The 18,656-nt window shown below is 66.1% G+C and carries 16 protein-coding genes and 1 tRNA gene; 12 read left to right on the top strand and 5 right to left on the bottom strand.

Annotation, left to right across the window (positions count from 1 at the left end):
• Positions 1-35: 35 nt before the first annotated feature.
• Positions 36-1,325, bottom strand: a complete 1,290-nt coding sequence (gene urtA, locus KXJ60_RS08585) for an urea ABC transporter substrate-binding protein (RefSeq protein WP_291126304.1) — start codon at positions 1,323-1,325, stop codon at positions 36-38.
• 215 nt (positions 1,326-1,540) lie between these two features.
• On the opposite strand from urtA, the gene KXJ60_RS08580 reads away from it, so the two are divergent.
• Positions 1,541-2,512: a class I SAM-dependent DNA methyltransferase gene (locus tag KXJ60_RS08580; RefSeq protein WP_291126302.1), complete on the top strand. Its 972-nt coding sequence runs from the start codon at positions 1,541-1,543 to the stop codon at positions 2,510-2,512.
• A 1,296-nt stretch (positions 2,513-3,808) separates the two neighbouring features.
• The gene (locus KXJ60_RS08575; RefSeq protein ID WP_291126300.1) at positions 3,809-4,525 is read left to right on the top strand and encodes a SprT family zinc-dependent metalloprotease; all 717 of its coding nucleotides are present in this window, start codon (positions 3,809-3,811) and stop codon (positions 4,523-4,525) included.
• Between the two features lie 3 nt (positions 4,526-4,528).
• Here the strand turns inward: KXJ60_RS08575 and KXJ60_RS08570 are convergent, their stop codons facing one another.
• Both KXJ60_RS08570 and KXJ60_RS08565 read right to left on the bottom strand, forming a co-directional pair.
• Positions 4,529-5,551 (bottom strand): response regulator transcription factor, encoded by a 1,023-nt coding sequence (locus KXJ60_RS08570; protein ID WP_291126298.1) that lies wholly within the window; start codon positions 5,549-5,551, stop codon positions 4,529-4,531.
• Positions 5,535-9,101, bottom strand: coding sequence for an ATP-binding protein (locus tag KXJ60_RS08565; RefSeq protein ID WP_291126332.1), 3,567 nt, complete (start codon positions 9,099-9,101; stop codon positions 5,535-5,537). Before KXJ60_RS08565 ends, KXJ60_RS08570 begins: the two co-directional genes overlap by 17 nt.
• A gap of 148 nt (positions 9,102-9,249) precedes the next feature.
• Here KXJ60_RS08565 and KXJ60_RS08560 point away from each other — a divergent pair, with 148 nt between their 5' ends.
• The 3 genes from KXJ60_RS08560 to KXJ60_RS08550 all read left to right on the top strand — a co-directional run bounded on the left by KXJ60_RS08560 (position 9,250) and on the right by KXJ60_RS08550 (position 10,588).
• The gene (locus KXJ60_RS08560) at positions 9,250-9,552 is read left to right on the top strand and encodes an urease subunit gamma (protein ID WP_291126296.1); all 303 of its coding nucleotides are present in this window, start codon (positions 9,250-9,252) and stop codon (positions 9,550-9,552) included.
• Between the two features lie 127 nt (positions 9,553-9,679).
• Positions 9,680-10,255: a HupE/UreJ family protein gene (locus KXJ60_RS08555; protein ID WP_291126294.1), complete on the top strand. Its 576-nt coding sequence runs from the start codon at positions 9,680-9,682 to the stop codon at positions 10,253-10,255.
• A gap of 24 nt (positions 10,256-10,279) precedes the next feature.
• Positions 10,280-10,588, top strand: coding sequence for an urease subunit beta (locus KXJ60_RS08550; protein ID WP_291126292.1), 309 nt, complete (start codon positions 10,280-10,282; stop codon positions 10,586-10,588).
• Between the two features lie 21 nt (positions 10,589-10,609).
• On the opposite strand, the gene KXJ60_RS08545 is transcribed toward KXJ60_RS08550, so the two are convergent.
• Complete coding sequence (locus KXJ60_RS08545) at positions 10,610-11,743, bottom strand: hypothetical protein (RefSeq protein ID WP_291126290.1); 1,134 nt, start codon at positions 11,741-11,743, stop codon at positions 10,610-10,612.
• A 221-nt stretch (positions 11,744-11,964) separates the two neighbouring features.
• Here KXJ60_RS08545 and ureC point away from each other — a divergent pair, with 221 nt between their 5' ends.
• The 5 genes from ureC (at position 11,965) to KXJ60_RS08520 (ending at position 15,775) form a co-directional block, all read left to right on the top strand.
• Entirely contained in the window at positions 11,965-13,683 is a 1,719-nt protein-coding gene (ureC, locus tag KXJ60_RS08540) for an urease subunit alpha (RefSeq protein WP_291126289.1), read from the top strand.
• 5 nt (positions 13,684-13,688) lie between these two features.
• Positions 13,689-14,246, top strand: a complete 558-nt coding sequence (gene ureE, locus KXJ60_RS08535) for an urease accessory protein UreE (RefSeq protein WP_291126288.1) — start codon at positions 13,689-13,691, stop codon at positions 14,244-14,246.
• Positions 14,233-14,946, top strand: a complete 714-nt coding sequence (locus KXJ60_RS08530) for an urease accessory protein UreF (protein ID WP_291126330.1) — start codon at positions 14,233-14,235, stop codon at positions 14,944-14,946. Before ureE ends, KXJ60_RS08530 begins: the two co-directional genes overlap by 14 nt.
• A 23-nt stretch (positions 14,947-14,969) precedes the next feature.
• A complete protein-coding gene (ureG, locus tag KXJ60_RS08525; RefSeq protein WP_291126286.1) occupies positions 14,970-15,647 on the top strand; it encodes an urease accessory protein UreG in 678 nt (225 codons plus the stop codon).
• A gap of 40 nt (positions 15,648-15,687) precedes the next feature.
• A tRNA-Ser gene (locus KXJ60_RS08520) sits at positions 15,688-15,775 on the top strand.
• Positions 15,776-15,906: 131 nt separating this feature from the next.
• On the opposite strand, the gene KXJ60_RS08515 is transcribed toward KXJ60_RS08520, so the two are convergent.
• Entirely contained in the window at positions 15,907-16,365 is a 459-nt protein-coding gene (locus KXJ60_RS08515; RefSeq protein WP_291126284.1) for a DUF4148 domain-containing protein, read from the bottom strand.
• 206 nt (positions 16,366-16,571) lie between these two features.
• Between KXJ60_RS08515 and KXJ60_RS08510 the strand changes: the two genes are divergently transcribed.
• Positions 16,572-17,255 (top strand): heavy metal response regulator transcription factor, encoded by a 684-nt coding sequence (locus tag KXJ60_RS08510; protein ID WP_291126282.1) that lies wholly within the window; start codon positions 16,572-16,574, stop codon positions 17,253-17,255.
• Positions 17,252-18,655 (top strand): heavy metal sensor histidine kinase, encoded by a 1,404-nt coding sequence (locus KXJ60_RS08505; protein WP_291126280.1) that lies wholly within the window; start codon positions 17,252-17,254, stop codon positions 18,653-18,655. The genes KXJ60_RS08510 and KXJ60_RS08505 overlap by 4 nt, the downstream gene beginning before the upstream one ends.
• The last annotated feature ends 1 nt before the right edge of the window (position 18,656 follow it).

The raw sequence follows: 18,656 nt of genomic DNA, 5'->3' as shown, positions 1-18,656 counted from the left end.
GAGGGGGGAAGCCGCGTCAGCGGCGCAGGGGGGAGTTACTTAGCCGTAGGCGTATTCTTCTTGCCTTTGTTCTCGGCGATGTAGTCGCTCCATGGATCGGCGACCACCGGGCCCGGGGTCTTCCACACCACGTTGAACTGGCCGTCTGCCTTCACTTCACCGATGAACACCGGCTTGTGCAGGTGGTGGTTTTCCTTGTCCATCGTGCTGGTGAAGCCACCCGGTGCCTTGAATGTCTGGCCCGCCATGGCGGCGATGACCTTGTCGGTGTCGGTGGACTTGGCCTTGGCCACGGCCTGGGCCCACATGTTGATGCCGATGTAGGTGGCTTCCATGGGGTCGTTGGTCAGAGGCTTGTCCTTGTGGCCGGGGATGTTCTTCGCCTTGGCGTAGGCGGCCCACTTCTTGGTGAACTCGGTGTTGGCCGGGCTCTTGATGCTCATGAAGTAGTTCCATGCAGCCAGGTGGCCCACCAGCGGCTTGGTGTCCACACCGCGCAGCTCTTCTTCACCCACCGAGAAAGCCACCACAGGCACGTCCTTGGCCGAGAGGCCGGCGTTGCCCAGTTCCTTGTAGAACGGCACGTTGGAATCGCCGTTGATGGTGGAGACCACGGCCGTCTTCTTGCCGGCCGACGCGAACTTCTTGATGTTGGCGATGATGGTCTGGTAGTCGGAGTGACCGAAGGGGGTGTACTCCTCCATGATGTCGGCGTCGGCCACACCCTTGCTCTTCAGGAAGGCGCGCAGGATCTTGTTGGTGGTGCGGGGGTACACGTAGTCGGTGCCCAGCAACACCCAGCGCTTGGCGCTGCCGCCGTCCTTGCTCATCAGGTATTCCACGGCAGGGATGGCCTGCTGGTTGGGCGCGGCACCCGTGTAGAACACGTTCTTGCTCAGCTCTTCGCCTTCGTACTGCACGGGGTAGAACAACAGGCCGTTGTTCTCTTCCACCACCGGCAGCACCGACTTGCGCGACACCGAGGTCCAGCACCCGAAGATGACCGCAACCTTGTCCTGCGTGATCAGCTGCTTGGTCTTCTCGGCAAACAGCGGCCAGTTGGAGGCCGGGTCCACCACCACGGGCTCGAGTTTCTTGCCGAGCACGCCGCCCTTGGCGTTGATCTCGTCAATGGCCATCAGCACCGTGTCCTTGAGCACGGTTTCCGAAATGGCCATGGTGCCCGAGAGGCTGTGCAGCACGCCGACCTTGATGGTCTCTTGTGCGTGGGCGCTCAGGCCGGTGAAGCCGAGCGTGGCAACCGTGGCCGCGGCGGCCAGGGTCTTGAGGGTAAAACGGCGGGCGTTCTGGGTGGTCTTCGACATGGCGCTTCTCCTGTGTTCCAGTGGGTCCCTTGAAGGGGGTGTTTGGCGCCGCCGGCTGCCTTCTTCAGGCGTGGCTCAGCGGACAACTGGACTCTAGGGAAGACCCTTGGAAGCGTATGTACGCCGGGTGGCGTACGTGGTGGGCGTATGCCAGGTGCAGGGTACGATTCCCGGTTGCGCGCCAACCGGCGCTGGACCCTCACCCGACAGAGCCCATGGCCATCAAGAAATCCGAGCTGTATTCCTCCCTTTGGGCCTCTTGCGACGAGCTGCGTGGCGGCATGGACGCCAGCCAGTACAAGGACTACGTGCTCGTTCTGCTGTTCATCAAGTACATCAGCGACAAGTTCGCCGGCCAGGCATTTGCGCCCATCCAGATTCCGGCCGGTGCCCGCTTCTCCGACATGGTCGCCATGAAAGGCAAGACCGACATCGGCGACCGGATCAACAAACATGTGTTGCGCCCGCTGGAAGAGGCCAACAAGATCCGATTCAAGGCCGACTTCAACGACGCCGCCCTGCTCGGCCAGGGCAAGGAGATGGTGGAGAAACTGGGCAACCTCATCGCCATCTTTGAAAATCCGGCACTGGACTTCTCCAAAAACCGCGCCGATGGCGACGACATCCTGGGTGACGCCTACGAATACCTCATGCGCCACTTCGCCACCGAGAGCGGCAAGAGCAAGGGGCAGTTCTATACGCCAGCCGAGGTCAGCCGCATCATGGCGCGGGTGATCGGCATCCACGAGGCGAAGACCACACCCAACACCACCGTGTACGACCCGACGTGCGGGTCCGGGTCGCTGCTGCTCAAGGTGGCCGACGCGGCGCGCACCGCCGTCACGCTGTATGGCCAGGAAAAAGACGAAGCCACCAGCGGCCTGGCGCAGATGAACATGGTGCTGCACAACAACCCCAGCGCCCTCATCAGCCAGGGCAACACCCTGGCCGACCCCAAGCACCTGGACGGCGATGCCCTCAAGACCTTCGACTACGTCGTCGCGAACCCGCCGTTTTCCGACAAGCGCTGGAGCACCGGGCTCAAGGTGGATGACGACAGGCCATGTGACGCTGGAGGAAACGGGCGCCAACACCGAAAGCGACAAGCAGTTCATCTACAACAGCTACACCGAGCTGCTGAAAGATGTGGCTCCCGAAGCGGGGAGGTCCCGGACCGAGACCTATGAGAAGCGGGCCAAGCAGCGCTTCATCAAGGAGCCGGCCCACATGAAGCTGCTGGTGGTGGTGGACAAGCTGCTCACCGGCTTCGACGCCCCACCCTGTTCCTACCTCTACATCGACAAGTCCATGCAGGACCATGGCCTGTTTCAGGCCATCTGTCGCACCAACCGGCTCGATGGCGAGGACAAGCACTTTGGCTACGTCGTCGACTACAAAGACCTGTTCAAGCGGGTCGAGAAAGCGATTGCGGTCTACACCTCGGAGCTGGACACCAGCGCCGATGGCAGCGACCCGCAGGTGATGTTGAAGGACCGGCTGGACCTGGGCCGGGAGAAGCTGGATGCCGCTTTTGAAGCCCTGCACCTGCTGTGCCAGCCGGTGAAGCCCCCACAAGGTGAGCTCGACCACATCCACTACTTCTGCGGCAACACCGAGATACCGACCGACCTGCAGGAACGCGAGCCGCAGCGCGTGGCCCTGTACCGCGCGGTGGTGGCGCTGGTGCGCGCCTGGGCCAACGTGGCGGACGAGCTGGAGGGTGCTGGCTACTCCGCACACGACCGAGAGCGCATGAAGACCCAGATGAAGCACTACCTGGACTTGCGCGACGTGATCCGGCTGGCTTCGGGCGAAACGCTGGACCTCAAGGCCTATGAGGCGGATATGCGCCACCTGATCGACACCTACATCGAGGCATCGGCGCCGCGCACGATTTCGCCGTTCGATGGCATCGGACTGCTGGACCTGATCGTGAAGACCGGCATTGCCGAAGCCATTGCCAACAAGCTGGCGGGGCTGAAAGACAACCACGATGCGGTGGCCGAGAGCATCGAAAACAACGTGCGCAGCAAGATCATCAAGGAGCAACTGGCCGACCCCGCGTTCTTCGAGCGCATGTCGGCCCTGCTCGACGAGATCATCCGGTTGCGCAAACAGAAGGCCATCGAATACGAGGAATACCTCCGCCGCATTGCCGACCTGACCGCCAAAGTCATGAGCGGAAAGGTCGAGCACACGCCCATCCAGCTCAACACGCCGGGTCGCCTGGCCCTGTACAACAACCTGAAGGACTGGGTCACCGTCAATGCCTCACACGAGCCACACGCACCGTATGGCGGCGTGGATGCGGCCCTGGAGCTGGTGATGACACTGGACGCGGCCATCAAACAGGAAAGGCCTCATGACTGGCGAGGCATGTTCCAGAAGGAACAGATGGTCAAGCAGACGATCTTCAACGTGGTGCGCGACATCGATGCCGTGAACCGCATCTACCCGATTGTGTTTGCGCAGCCGGAGTATTGATGGGCGTTCACATCCAACTGGGTGACATCTCGGCAGAGGTGGTCCGCAAGGACATCAAGCACCTGCACCTGAACGTATTGCCCCCGATGGGCAAGGTGCGCATCTCCGCGCCCCGACAGATGCAGCTGAACACCATCCGCGTCTTCGCCATTTCACGCCTGGCCTGGATCAAGACCGAGCAGCGCAAGATGCAGGCGCAACCCCGCGAGACACCACGTCTGTTCTTGACGCGGGAGAGTCACTACGTCTGGGGAAAGCGGTATCTGCTCAAACGCGTCGAGCAGGATGCTGCACCATCGGTCGAACTCGGCCACAACCAGCTGGTGCTGCGTGTGCGGCCCGGCACCGATGAAGTGCGATGCCAGGAAATTCTCGACGGCTGGTACCGCGAGCAGATCAGGCAGGTGGCGCCTGCCCTGGTCCACAAATGGTCCCCCGCACTGGCCGTCGAAGTGGCGCGCCTGTTTGTGCAGCGCATGAAGACCCAATGGGGCAGTTGCAACCCCGTGGCGCGCAACATCCGGCTGAACACGGAGCTGGCCAAGAAGCCTCCGGAGTGCCTGGAGTACATCGTGGTGCACGAAATGGTCCACCTGCTGGAACCAAGCCACAACCAGAGATTCACTGACTTGATGGATCTGCACCTGCCGCCTTGGAGGCACTGGCGCAAGGCTTTGAACGAGTTGCCCGTTCGTCACGAGGACTGGGCGTACTGACCTTCACCCCCCGTGCTGCGGCTGCAGCAGCGGCACGCGGTTGATCGCCATCGCTGCCGCCGCCGTGCGCGTTTCCACGCCCAGCTTGGCGTAGATGCGCTCCAGGTGTTTCTTCACCGTGGCGGGGCTGGAGCCGAGGATGTCGCCGATGTCGCGGTTGATCTTGCCCTTGACCACCCAGTACAGCACCTCGGCTTCTTTGGCGGTGAGGCCGAAGGCGCCGGCCAGGCCGGAGAGCACGCTGGCGTCCGAGGTTTCCTGCATGACGATGAGCCAGTCGCCGCCCTCGCCATTCACTTCGTCGCCCACGCACTGGTGCAGGCGGAAGGTGAGGCGCCTCGGGCCTTTTTCCAGCGTCAGGCGCGGCGGCTCGCGCTGCGCCAGCGCTTCGCCCAGGTGGCGGCGCAGCCACTGCAGCACCGCCGGGGGTGTGGTGGGCGCTTCGGTGCCGCAGTGGTGGCGCAGCAGGTCGCGCGCCAGCGGGGTTTGCCACATCAGGCGGCCGTCGCGCTCGCGCACGGTGATGGTGGCGTAGCCAAACGCGTCGAGTGCGTTGCGCGCCTGGCTGCGCTCCACCGCGCCCTGGCGCACATGGCGCGCGGTGCGCAGGTGCACACCCATGCGCGCCATGACTTCGCGCGGCTTGATGGGTTTGGTCACGTAGTCGGCGCCGCCTGCGTCCAGCGCGGCCACCAGGTGCTCGGTCTCGGTGAGGCCGGTCATGAAGATGATGGGAATGTGCGCGGTGGCGGGCTGCGCCTTGAGGCGCCGGGCCACTTCAAAACCATCGAGCCCGGGCATGACGGCATCAAGCAGCACCACGTCGGGCAGGGCTTGCGTGGCGCGGCGGATGGCGCTCTCGCCGTCGAGCGCCACCAGCACGGTGTAGCCGGCTTCGTCCAGCGCGTCGTGCAGCGGCGCGACGTTGTCGGGCACGTCGTCGACGATGAGCACGACCAGCGCATCGGAGAGCGGCAGCGCCGCGGCGCTGGAGACGGGCAAGCTTGGCTCAACCGGGTGCGGCATGGTGTTGCAACAGTTGCTGTTCGATGGTTTCAAAGCGGAACTCGCGCGCCAGCGTGCGCAGGCCCTGCGCAAACGCGGCCTGCTCGGGACGGCGCTGCACCCATTCGTCGAGCCACTGCACGATGCCTTTGTAGTAGCCCAGGCGCACCAGTTCCAGCAGGGGTTCGAGCTCGGCGCGCGTGGCAGGGGCAGCCACGGCCAAAGGGGCTTTCACGTGCTCGGGCGCGGCCTCGTCCAGCCACTGCAGCGAGAGGTGCTGGCCGAGCCAGTTGAGCAGGTCGTCGCGCCGCACGGGCTTGACGAAGAAGTCTTGCGGCTTGTGGCCCAGGTCGTTGTCGAGCCCCTTGTCGAACGCGTTGGCCGAGACGATGGCGCGTGGCACCGCGCCCCAGCCGAGCGTGCGCAGGCGGCGCAGCGTTTCCCAGCCGTCGATGCCGGGCATGGCCAGGTCCATGAAGATGGCGTGGGGCGCGCCGGGGTCGCCGGGTTGCAGGCCTTCGAGCAGGGCCAGCGCATCGAAGCCGCTGGTGGCGAGCATCACCTCGAAGCCCAGCGGCGTGAGCCAGCGCGCGAGCAGCTCGCGGTCGGCCTCTTCGTTGTCGACCACCAGCACGCGGCGGCGCTCGCCTTCGTAGCCCGCGTGTTGCGGCAGCGCATGGGGCGCAGGCAAGAGCACGCCGTGCAACTCGGGCAAGAACAGCCGCACGGTGAACACCGAACCCTGGCCCGGCGTGCTGCGCACCGTCATCTCGCCGCCCATGAGGTCGGTGAGCATCTTGGCGATGGTGAGCCCCAGGCCCGTGCCGGTGGCCGCACCATGGGGGCCGGCTTCGCCCTGCCCGCGCGCAAAGGGCTCGAACACGCGGTCGAGGTCTTGCTGGGCCATGCCGGGGCCGGTGTCGTGCACTTCAAATTGCGCCATCTCGCGCGCATGCGTCACGCGCAGCCGCACCTCGCCGCTGCGGGTGAACTTCACGGCGTTGCCCAGCAGGTTGATGAGGATCTGGCGCAGGCGCTTTTCGTCGGCACGCACGGTGTCGGGCAGGCGGCTGCCGGTGTCGAACACAAAGCGCAGGCCCTTGGCGGCGGCCTGCAGCTCGAACATGCTGGCCACTTCGTGCATGGCGCCGGCAAAGGCCATGGGCCGCACATCGAGTGCGAGCTTGCCGGACTCGATGCGCGCAATGTCCAGCGTGCCTTCAATGAGCGAGAGCAGGTGCTCGCCGCCGCGGTGGATCACGCGGATGGCCTGCGCACGGTGCGGCGCCAGGCCCGTGTCTTCCTGCAGCAGCTGCGCATAACCCAGGATGCTGTTGAGCGGCGTGCGCAGCTCGTGGCTGATGGTGGAGATGTAGCGCGTCTTGGCCTGGTTGGCCTGCTCGGCCGCGCGGCGCGCCTGCTGCAGGGCTTCGTCGGTGCGCTGGTGCGACTCGATCTCCTGCATGAGCAGGCGCGTCTGCCGGTTCGACTCTTCCTGCGCCACCTCGCGGCTCTTGTGCGCGAGCACCAGCCACCAGGCCACGGTGGCCGCAATGAGCAGCAGCACCGCGTACACGCGCACGAAGCCCGAGCGCAAGGCCGCATCAAGCAGCGAGGTGTTGGCCGCCACCCCCATGCCCTGCGCGAGGCCCTCCACCTCCTGCCGGTAGAGCAGCCCCAGCACCGCCGCCAGCACGGGGGACACCACCAGCATGAGCAACAGGTAGTGCGCCAGCCCCGCTTCGAGGTACGGCCACACTCGGCGCGGCAACACGCGGCGCAGCGCGCCCATCCACTGCTCGGAGAGGCGCGCGTGCGGTTTGCACAAGTCGCCACAGCGCGCGTCCAGCGTGCAGCACAGCGAACAGATGTGGCCCTGGTACGCCGGGCAGTGCGCCATGTCGGGCGCCTCGTACTCGCGCTCGCAAATGACGCACTGTTGGAGCGCGTAGCGCTCCTGCGTACCCACAGAACAGCCAGTACAGCCCGCCGCAGCCACAGACTGTTTCGCCGCCGGGCCGCCCCAAGGCGAAACAGCCCCCTCGGGGGGCAGCGACCCGCGCAGCGGCGGAGCGTGGGGGTCTACAGTCCTGGCGATGTAGTAGCGGCCCTGAGTAAGCCAGGCAATGGCGGGCGCGGCAATGAGCGCCGTCACCATCGCAATCACCGCCGAGAAGGCCTGCGCCGTGGGCCCCAGCAGGCCCATGTGCGCCACGATGGACAGCGCCGAGGCCAGGCCCATGGCGCCCACGCCCACGGGGTTGATGTCGTACAGGTAGGCGCGCTTGAACTCGATGCCCTTGGGCGACCAGCCCAGCGGCTTGTTGATGACGAGGTCGGCCACTACGGCCATGATCCAGGCGATGGCGATGTTGGAGTACAGGCCCAGCACCTCGCCCAGCGCCTGGAACACGTTCATCTCCATCAGCATGAAGGCGATCAGCGTGTTGAACACCACCCACACCACACGGCCAGGGTGGCTGTGCGTGATGCGCGAGAAGAAGTTGCTCCAGGCCAGCGAGCCGGCGTAGGCGTTGGTGACGTTGATCTTGAGCTGCGACACCACCACGAACAGCGCGGTGGCGGCCACGGCCCAGCCGTAGTCGGAGAACACGTATTCGTAGGCCGCGAGGTACATCTGGTTGGGGTCCACCGCGCGCTCGGGCGGCACCATGTGGCTGATGGCCAGGTAGGCCAGCAGCGCACCGCCGAGCATCTTCACCACGCCCAGCACCACCCAGCCCGGCCCGCCGGCCAGCACACCGGCCCACCAGCGCAGCGCATGGCCCGGTTCCTTGGCGGGCATGAAGCGCAGGTAGTCGGCCTGCTCGCCCATTTGCGTGATGAGCGCAATGCCCACGGTGAGTGCCGCACCAAACAGGTGCCAGTCAAACACCGCGCCTGCACCAGTTTCGCCCCCATACCGCACCACGTTGGTGAACGTCTCGGGCGCCATCCACGCGACCGCCCCGAAAGGGACCACCATCATCACGATCCACAGCGGCTGGGTCCACACCTGAAAGCGGCTGATGACCGACACCCCGTGCGTCACCAGCGGAATGACCACCAGCGCGCAGATGAGGTAGCCCCAGGCGGGTGGAATGTCCAGCGCGAGCTCCAGCGCGTAGGCCATCACGGCCGCCTCGAGCGCAAAGAAGATGAAGGTGAACGACGCGTAGATCAGCGAGGTGATGGTCGAGCCGATGTAGCCAAAGCCCGCGCCACGCGTGAGCAGGTCCATGTCGACGCCGTGCCGCGCGGCGTACACGCTGATGGGCAGGCCGGCCAGAAAAATGATCAGCCCGGTGCACAGGATCGCCAGCGCCGCGTTCACGAAGCCGTATTGCACGAGCAGCGTGGCGCCCACGGCTTCCAGGATGAGGAAGGAGGCCGCGCCGAACGCCGTGTTGGCCACCCGCCATTCGCTCCACTTGCGAAAGCGCTGCGGCGTGTAGCGCAGCGCGTAGTCTTCCATGGTCTCGCTGCCGACCCAGCTGTTGTAGTCGCGGCGCACCTTGATGATGCGTTGCGGTGCGTCTTGCCCGGCCGGGGGCGTGGCGCTGGCGGGCAAGGGAGCGGGTTCGGGCGCGGCGGGGTTCACGCGGGGTTTTCGCAGCTTTCATGCCACGCCGCCGCCGCGGCTGGGCCAACGGGGCACGGGAATTGCTGAATGCCCCCTCAACTGCCCGCCCCTGCTCCCCGGAAGACCGCACACCGCCATGGAACTCACGCCCCGCGAAAAAGACAAGCTGCTGATCTTCACCGCAGCCCTGCTGGCCGAGCGGCGCAAGGCCCGCGGCCTCAAGCTGAATTACCCCGAGTCCGTGGCGCTGATCAGTGCGGCCGTGATGGAAGGCGCGCGCGACGGCAAGACCGTGGCCCAGCTCATGAGCGAGGGCCGCAACGTGCTGACCCGCGCCGACGTGATGGAGGGCATCCCCGAGATGATTCCCGACATCCAGGTGGAAGCCACCTTCCCTGACGGCACCAAGCTGGTTACCGTACACCAGCCGATACCTTGACCCCCCTCGCCGCGCTGCGCGCGACCCCCCAAGGGGCAGCGCCTGCGGCCCGGCAGAGCCGGTTCCGCGGCACTCCTGGACCAAGACCGCGCGCCGGACAGACACTCGAACCATTGATGGAGAACACATGAAGATCAAGCACCTGCTTCCCCTGCTCCTCGCCGCTGCGTCGGCCACCGCGTTCGCCCACGTTGGAGGCGACGCGCACGGGCATGGCGGTCTGCTCACCGGTTTCCTGCACCCCGTCACCGGGCTCGACCACCTCGCCGCCATGCTGGCCGTGGGGGTGTGGAGCGCCATGACCACGCGCCGCCTGTGGCTCGCGCCCGTGTCGTTTGCTGCCCTGCTGCTGGCCGGTGCGCTCCTGGCGCAGGCGGGCGTGGCCTTCCCTGCCATCGAGCCGATGATCGCGGTCTCCATGCTGGTGGTGGGCCTGCTGCTGGCCGCGCAGGTGAAGCTGCCGGAAGCCGCAGGCGCGGTGCTGGTGGGCGCGTTCGCGCTGTTCCACGGAGCGGCGCACGGCCAGGAGCTGGCCGGGGGTGCGGCCCTGGCGGGCATGGTGCTGGGCACCGCCACGCTGCACGCAGCCGGCATCGCCATGGGCCTGGGCCTCAAGCGCGCGCACCACTGGCTGCCGCGCGTGGCCGGTGGGCTGGTCGCGCTGATGGGGCTGAACATGGCCTGGGGCCTGCTGGCCGCCTGAACGCCTCACCACAAGGAGCCCCGCATGATCCCCGGCGAACTCTTCACCGACGCAGGCGAGCACACGCTCAACCCCGGCCGTCGCACGCTCACCCTGGTGGTGAAGAACGGCGCAGACCGCCCGATCCAGGTGGGCTCGCACTACCACTTTGCCGAGACCAACGGCGCGCTCGACTTTGACCGCGCGGCCGCGCAAGGCATGCGGCTGAACATCGCCAGCGGCACGGCGGTGCGCTTCGAGCCCGGCCAACAGCGCACCGTGGAGCTGGTGGACTATGCGGGCGACCGCATCGTGTTCGGCTTTCGCGGTCTGGTGCAGGGCGCGCTCGGCTGAAGCCGAAGGCGCCCGCGGGGATCAGTTCGAAATGGTCGTGCGCGTGACGATCGGCTGGCCGGGCGCTGCCTCCACATAGAAGCCAGGCAGGCCTGCGGTGCCAAAGCGCGACGCCGGGTTGCGCACAAAGGTCGAATCGGTCAGCGTCATGCTCCCGGTGCGGTCGTTGCTCACGAAGAACACCGCGCTGCCGCCTTCGCTGGCCGTGTTGTCGCTCACCACCGTGCCGTACACCGACAGCGTGAACGTGTTGCCGTCGTTGTAAATGGCGCCGCCACTGCCACCACCAGGCGTGCCGGCACGCGCCGGGTTGGCGCCGTTGCCCAGCGCCACGTTGTACGAGAGCAGGCTGTTGTAGATGCTGTAGGACACGCCGATGGCGCTGAGCGCCCCGCCGTTGGAGCAGCGGTTGCCCAGGTCAGGGCCACCGCCAAAGGTGCTCTGCACCACATACACCGGGCGGTTCTGGTACATGGCCAGCACACGCACGGCGCCGCCGCCCACGTCCGGGCCGGTGGCTTCGCAGCGGTTGTTGGAGAAGACGCTGTTCACGATCTTGAACTGGCCACCGCGCACGAAGATGGCGCCGCCGCCCCCGCCATCGGTGGTCTGGCCGGTCGAGTTGCCGTTGACGAAGCGCATGTTCTGCACGGTCAGGCGCGGGGTTTCCTGGTTGTCGCAGGTGGGCGTGGTCCACACCTGGGCCGGGTCGCAGGTGTTCTGGTACAGGATGCGCACCTGATCGCCGCCATCCAGCGTCACCAGGCCTTGGCCATCCAGCGTCACGTCGGGCCGGTTGTTGAACACCTTGGCGGTGCTCGTCATACGAATCGTTACCGGGCTGGCACCGCAGTTGAAGCGGATCTTGCCGCCCTGGGCCACCGCGTCCACCACCGCCTGGCCGGTGCAACTGGCGGGTGTGCCGGTGCCGACCACGCGGTCGGGCTGGCTGGTGTCCACCGGGTTGCCGGCGGCAGGGACGCTGCCGGCGCCACCCGGCGTGCCCACCGTGGGCGGCCACTGCGGGTCTGCTGTCGCGACCGAACCACCGCTGCTGCCGCCGCCTCCACCACCGCAGGCCGCCAGGCCGGCAGACACCACCACAAGCGCGCTCGCGCGCAGGAACAAAGACCAGTGAAGTTCGGAGACAGACATGGAGTGGGGAGGCTGCTGAAGGGGTAAGACCCGGGGAATCGGTGTCTCGTGATCCAGACTTTTGGACTGGCACGATACATGCTGAAGTGGACGGACAAGGCCGAACCCAAATGTAAGCACCGATGCCCGCATCGGCAACGCGGCAAAGTGCAACGGTGTGTGAGGCTGTTACAGGTTTTCCCTCCGCGCCGCGCAGACTTGATTGCAGGACCCACACCGCCATGACCCAGATTTCCCGCAGCGCCTACGCCGACATGTTCGGCCCCACCGTGGGCGACCGCCTGCGCCTGGCCGACACCGGCCTCATGATCGAGATCGAGAAGGACTACACCCTGGCCGCGGGCGGCTACGGTGAAGAGGTGAAGTTCGGCGGGGGCAAGACCATCCGCGACGGCATGGCGCAGTCGCAGCGCACGCGCGCGCAGGGCGCGGTGGACACGGTGATGACCAACGCCGTGATCATCGACCACTGGGGCATCGTCAAGGCCGACATCGGGCTCATGGGCGGGCGCATCGTGGCCATCGGCAAGGCCGGCAACCCCGACACCCAACCGGGCGTGGACATCGTCATTGGCCCGGGCACCGAGGTGATCAGCTGCGAAGGCCACATCGTCACCGCCGGCGGCATCGACAGCCACATCCACTTCATCTGCCCGCAGCAGGTCGACGAAGCCCTCACCTCCGGCATCACCACCATGCTGGGCGGCGGCACGGGCCCGGCCACCGGCACCTTTGCCACCACCTGTACGCCCGGCCCGTGGCACATCGAGCGCATGCTGCAAGCCGCCGACGGCCTGCCCATGAACCTGGGCTTTCTGGGCAAGGGCAATGCGAGCGTGCCCGATGCGCTGCACGAGCAGATCAACGCCGGCGTGATCGGCCTGAAACTGCACGAAGACTGGGGCACCACGCCCAGCGCCATCAGCAACTGCCTGGACGTGGCCGAAGCCACCGACACGCAGGTGGCGATCCACTCCGACACGCTCAACGAGTCGGGCTTCGTGGAAGACACCATTGCCGCCACCAAGGGCCGCAGCCTGTGCGCCTTTCACACCGAAGGCGCGGGCGGCGGACATGCGCCCGACATCCTGCGCGTGGTGGGCGAAGCCAACTTCCTGCCCAGCTCCACCAACCCGACCATGCCCTACACCGTCAACACGCTCGACGAGCATGTGGACATGCTCATGGTCTGCCACCACCTGGACGCGGGCATTGCCGAAGACCTGGCGTTTGCCGAAAGCCGCATCCGCCGCGAAACGATTGCCGCCGAAGACATCCTGCACGACATGGGCGCCATCAGCATGATGAGCAGCGACAGCCAGGCCATGGGCCGCGTGGGCGAGGTGATCATCCGCACCTGGCAGGCCGCCAGCAAGATGAAAAGCCAGCGCGGCACCCTGCCCGAAGACAGCGCCCGCCACGACAACTTCCGCGTCAAGCGCTACATCGCCAAGTACACGATCAACCCGGCCATTGCCCACGGCATTTCGCACATCGTTGGCTCACTCGAAGTGGGCAAATGGGCCGACCTCGTGGTGTGGAAGCCGGCGTTCTTCGGCGTGAAGCCCGCGCTGGTGCTCAAGGGCGGCAGCATCGCACTGGCCGCCATGGGCGACCCCAACGCCTCCATTCCCACGCCACAGCCGGTGCACTACCGGCCCATGTTCGGCAGCTTCGGTGGCGCCACCGCACGCAGCAGCCTCACGTTTGTGTCCAATGCCGCGCTGGCCGCGGGCGTGGGTGAGCGCTTCGGCCTGCAGAAGACGCTGTCCGCGGTGCAAGGCATTCGCGGCGTGACCAAGGCGCACATGGTGCACAACAGCCTGCTGCCCAAGATGGAGATCGATCCGCAAACCTACGCCGTGCGCGCCGACGGCGTGCTGCTCACCTGCGAGCCGGCCACGCACCTGCCCATGACCCAACGCTATTTCCTGTTCTGAACCGCATGCTGCAAGTTTCCAAGTTGATCCCGCAAGGCAAAGGCCTGGCCACGCCGCTGGTGCAGCGCGCCGCGCGCCTGGTGCTGGACTGGGACATTCGCCAGAAGAGCCGCTTTGACGCCACCGCATCCGACGAGCGCCACGTGGGCGTGTTCCTGCCGCGCGGCACGGTGGTGCGCGGGGGCGACGTGCTCGTCACGCAAGACGGCTCGCTGCTGCGCGTCGAAGCGGCACCGCAGCCCGTGCTGCGCATCACCGCCTGCCCCGACCACCCCGCGCAGGCTCAGGCGTTTGACCTGATGCGCGCGGCCTACCACCTGGGCAACCGGCATGTGCCCATCGAGCTGCAACCCGACCACCTCAAGATCGAACCCGACCACGTGCTGGCCGACATGCTGCGCGCCATGCACCTGACGGTGGTGGAAGCGCGCGAGCCCTTCGAACCCGAAGGCGGCGCTTACGGTGCCGCTGGTGCGGGCCATGGCCATGCGCATGGCGCCGGCCATGATCACAGCCACCACGATCACGGACACCCCCACGCACACGGCCATGACCACGGCTGAACCGGGGGCAGCGCGTTCGGCCGCCAGCCTGCTGCAGATCCTGTGGCTGGCCTCGCCGGCGTTGCCGGTGGGCGGCTTCTCTTACTCCGAAGGCCTCGAAGCCGCGGTGGACGCCGGCCTGGTGCACGACGAAGCCAGCGCCGCGGCCTGGCTCATCGACCAGTTGCACCTGGGCCTCGCGCGCAGCGATCTGGCCGTGGTGGCCCAGGCCATTCCCGCCTGGCGCCGGGGCGACCTTGCGCGCATCCACGCGCTGAACGACTGGGTGCTGCAGACCCGGGAGACGCTGGAGTTTCGCCTGCAGAGCGAGCAGATGGGTCGCTCGCTGTTCGAGTGGTCGCGCCAGCTGGGCGAGCTAGGCGCGGGCGTGTTCGAGCAACTGCAGGCCGCGCAACTCAACCCACCCACCTACCCTGTGGCGTGCGCCTGCGCAGCCGCCAGCGCTGACGCGAGCGTGCGCGACAGCCTGGTGGGCTATGCCTTTGGCTGGGCAGAAAACATGGTGCAGGCCTCCATCAAGTCGGTGCCGCTGGGCCAGAGCGCTGGGCAGCGCATGCTCGCGCGCCTGGCCCAACAGATTCCCGCCGCCGTGGACCACGCCATCGCACTGCCCGACGAGGCCCGCCAGGCCTTCGCGCCCCGCCTGGCCATCTTGTCCGCCAGGCACGAAACACAATACTCTCGCCTCTTTCGCTCCTGAACCGCACCACCCACGGAGACACCATGACCGCCCTGCACCACATTCCGAACCGCACCAAGTCGCTGCCGCCCCTGCGCGTGGGCATTGGTGGCCCGGTGGGCTCGGGCAAGACCACCTTGCTGGAAATGCTGTGCAAAGCCATGCGCGAGCACTACGACCTGATCGCCATCACCAACGACATCTACACCAAGGAGGATCAGCGCATCCTCACGGTGAGCGGTGCGCTGCCGGCCGACCGCATCATGGGCGTGGAAACCGGCGGCTGCCCGCACACCGCCATCCGCGAAGACGCCTCCATCAACCTGGAAGCCATCGACCGCATGCTGGGCGAGTTCCCCAACGCCGACGTGGTGTTCATCGAAAGCGGTGGCGACAACCTCGCCGCCACCTTCAGCCCGGAGCTCAGCGATCTCACCATCTACGTGATCGACGTGGCCGCTGGCGAGAAGATTCCGCGCAAGGGCGGCCCCGGCATCACCAAGAGCGACCTGTTCGTCATCAACAAGACCGACCTCGCTCCCCACGTGGGCGCCGACCTGGAGGTGATGAAAGCCGACACCGCGCGCATGCGCCCGGACACCACCCGCCGGCCCTGGGTGATGACGAACCTCAAGACACTGGCTGGTGTGCAGGACGTGGTGCGCTTCATCGAAACCCGCGGCATGCTGCGCAGCGAAACGCGCGAGCCCTTGCCAGCCTGAATCGCCAGCAGGCTAAAATCGCGCCCTTGCAATCGCTTGCGGAGACTTGGGTGAGCGGTTTAAACCAGCAGTCTTGAAAACTGCCGACCCGCAAGGGTCCGTGAGTTCGAATCTCACAGTCTCCGCCACATACAAAAACACCAACGGGCCCATGAGGCCCGTTGGTGTTTCTGAGTAGCGCATCAGAGACGCCAGCCCGGCGAGATGGCTTGGAGGGTCAGTCAGTTGCAACCAAGCCATCTCGCCAAGTGGGTCATCATCACTGCTGAAGCAGGCCAACGGTGGTGCCGTCGCCAACAGCGCGCAGACCAGCCTGGCGCACCAGCTCAGCTTGCTGCGGGGTGGCGATCACGGGGTACTTGGAATCCGACGTGTCCACCAGGCCCAGGCGCTGCGCTTCGTTCAGCTCGGCCAGCACTTGTGCGCGGGTCTTCTCGAAACCGGCGGGCACTTCAAACTTCACGATGTCGGTATCGGCCAGTTGGCCTGCATCACGGGCAGCGCGCGCTTCGGCGATCACTTCAGCGCGGCTCAGGCTGGAAGAACCTGCGGGCACGTTGAAAGACACGATGTCGGTGTCGGGCAGCTGGCCGGCGTCGCGGGCGGCGATCGCCTGGGCCTGCACTTCAGCGCGGGTCAGGGGAGCGTTCTGGGCCATGGCGGCGCCAGCAACAGCGGTGAGCATGAGGGGCAGGAGGATGCGGGTAGAGAGTTTCATGATGTTTCCTTGAGCAGTTGATGGAGAGACTTGTCAGCGCCGTCTTGTTCGGCACAGGAGAGACTTTAAAAACCGGGTCTGTCGTTTTCCGAACGTGAGAATTACGGATTCGTAATGCATGAAAACCCTCAGTTCCACGACAATCTGGGCTCGTGTGAGGCCGTTTCGCGGCCTTGTGTCCCAACCCTCTTGCCCTGCCCCTTTCCATGCGCGTGCTGGTCATTGAAGACGAATCGAAGCTGGCGGACTACGTCAAGCGCGGTCTCTCCGAGGCCGGCTATACCGTGGACGTCGCACGCGACGGCATCGAAGGCCGTTACCTTGCGCTGGAGGGCGACTACCAGTTGGTGGTGCTCGACATCATGTTGCCGGGCATCGATGGTTTCGGTGTGCTGGCCGCGCTGCGCGAGAAGCGCAACACGCCGGTGCTGATGCTCACTGCGCGCGACCGCGTGGAAGACCGCGTGCAAGGCCTGCAGGCCGGGGCAGACGACTACCTGGTCAAACCGTTTGCCTTTTCGGAACTGCTGGCCCGCGTGGGAGCCTTGCTGCGGCGTGGCCCTGCCGCAGTGGCAGAAACCGCCACCACACGCATGACGTTGTGCGACCTCGAGATGGACCTCCTCAGCCGCAAGGCCTGGCGGGCGGGCCAGCGGCTGGACCTCACGGCCAAAGAGTTTTCGCTGCTGGCCTTGCTGGCCCGGCGCAAGGGGCAGATCCTCTCGCGCACCACCATCGCCGAGCAGGTGTGGGACATGAACTTCGACTCCGACACCAACGTGGTGGAAGTCGCCGTGCGCCGCCTGCGCTCCAAGATGGACGACCCTTTCAAACCCAAGCTGCTGCACAACGTGCGCGGCATGGGCTATGTGCTCGAGGAACGCGCATGAATACCACCACGGCGTTGAACAACGCGGCACCTGCGTTGCTCGACAAGCCTGTTGAAGCCCCGTGCACCTACTCCATTGGCCGGCGGCTCTCGATCCTGCTCGCGGTGCAGACCGTGATCGGTCTGGGCGTGTTGCTGGCTTTCATCTACGGCGCCACCTCGATGCTCTTCGTGGCCAAGCACGAGGAAGAGCTGCGCAGCTACACCAGCGTGCTGGTGGACGTGATGCGCGAGGCCGACACCAGCGGTGGAGAGGCCGAAGTGAAGGCCAAGCTGGCATGGCTTGCCGAGCGCCGTCCTGGCACGTTTGTTCAGGTGCAGCGTGCCGACGGCAGCGCGTTTTACCGCGATGCCGCGCCCACGTTTGACGTGACACACACGACGGCTCGCGGGATGGATTTCACTGTGCCCACACAGACGAGCGGCGTGCTGCAAGGCAAGCTGGTTCTGGATTGCTCACAAGACGCCAAGACCGCCAAGCGCATGGCCTTGCTGCTCGTGGGCGCCGTGCTCGCGGGCGCGGCCCTGGTGGGCTGGGGCACCTTCTGGCGCGTGCGTTGCAGCTTGCGCCCGTTGCTCGATCTGGCCGCACAAACCAAGGCGATCGACGCGCGGCGCATGGGCCAGCGTCTGGCTCTGCCCGAATCGGCTGAAGAACTTCAGCCACTCATTGATCAGTTCAACGGTTTGATGCACCGCGTGGAGCGCACCTATGCGCAACTCGAGGGCTTCAACGCCGATGTCGCACACGAACTGCGCACGCCGCTGGCCAACCTGATTGGCCACACCGAAGTCGCGCTCAGCCGAGAGCGCAGCGCGGCCGAACTCGAAGACACCTTGCATTCCAATCTGGAAGAGCTGCATCGCATGGCCGCCATCGTCAACGACATGCTGTTTCTGGCGCAGGCCGACCGCGGCGTGAAGGCGCGGCGCGGAGCACCCGTGAGCATGGCCGAGCTGGTGCGCCAGGTGGTTGAATTCCACGAAGCACCGATGGAGGACCGCGGCCTGAGTGTCGTTATTGAAGGCGACGCGAAGCTGCCGGTGGACGAGCCGCTGGTCAAACGTGCCCTGTCCAACTTGCTGGGCAACGCCATCCGCTATGCAGACGAAGGCTCCCAGCTGTGCGTGCGCATCGCGCGCGAGGTCGGCGGCGGCGGCATGCGGCTGTGGGTGGAAAACGCCGGTCCCTCCATTGACCCGGAACACCTGCCGCGTTTGTTCGACCGATTCTTCCGCGCAGACGCCGCGCGCTGCGAGATGGAGAAGCCGCACCACGGTCTGGGCCTGTCCATCGTTGCCGCCATTGCCCGCATGCACGACGGACTGCCTGCGGCGGAGTCCAGTGGCGGCATCACGCGCGTGGGGTTCAGCCTGCAGGCAGCGCCGGCCGCGGCCTGAC

Source organism: Hydrogenophaga sp., assembly GCF_019264445.1.
In the GTDB taxonomy this organism is placed as follows: Bacteria; Pseudomonadota; Gammaproteobacteria; order Burkholderiales; family Burkholderiaceae_C; genus Hydrogenophaga.
The sequence above is the reverse complement of the archived record's forward strand: the minus strand, read 5'-3'. Positions and strand labels throughout refer to the sequence as shown.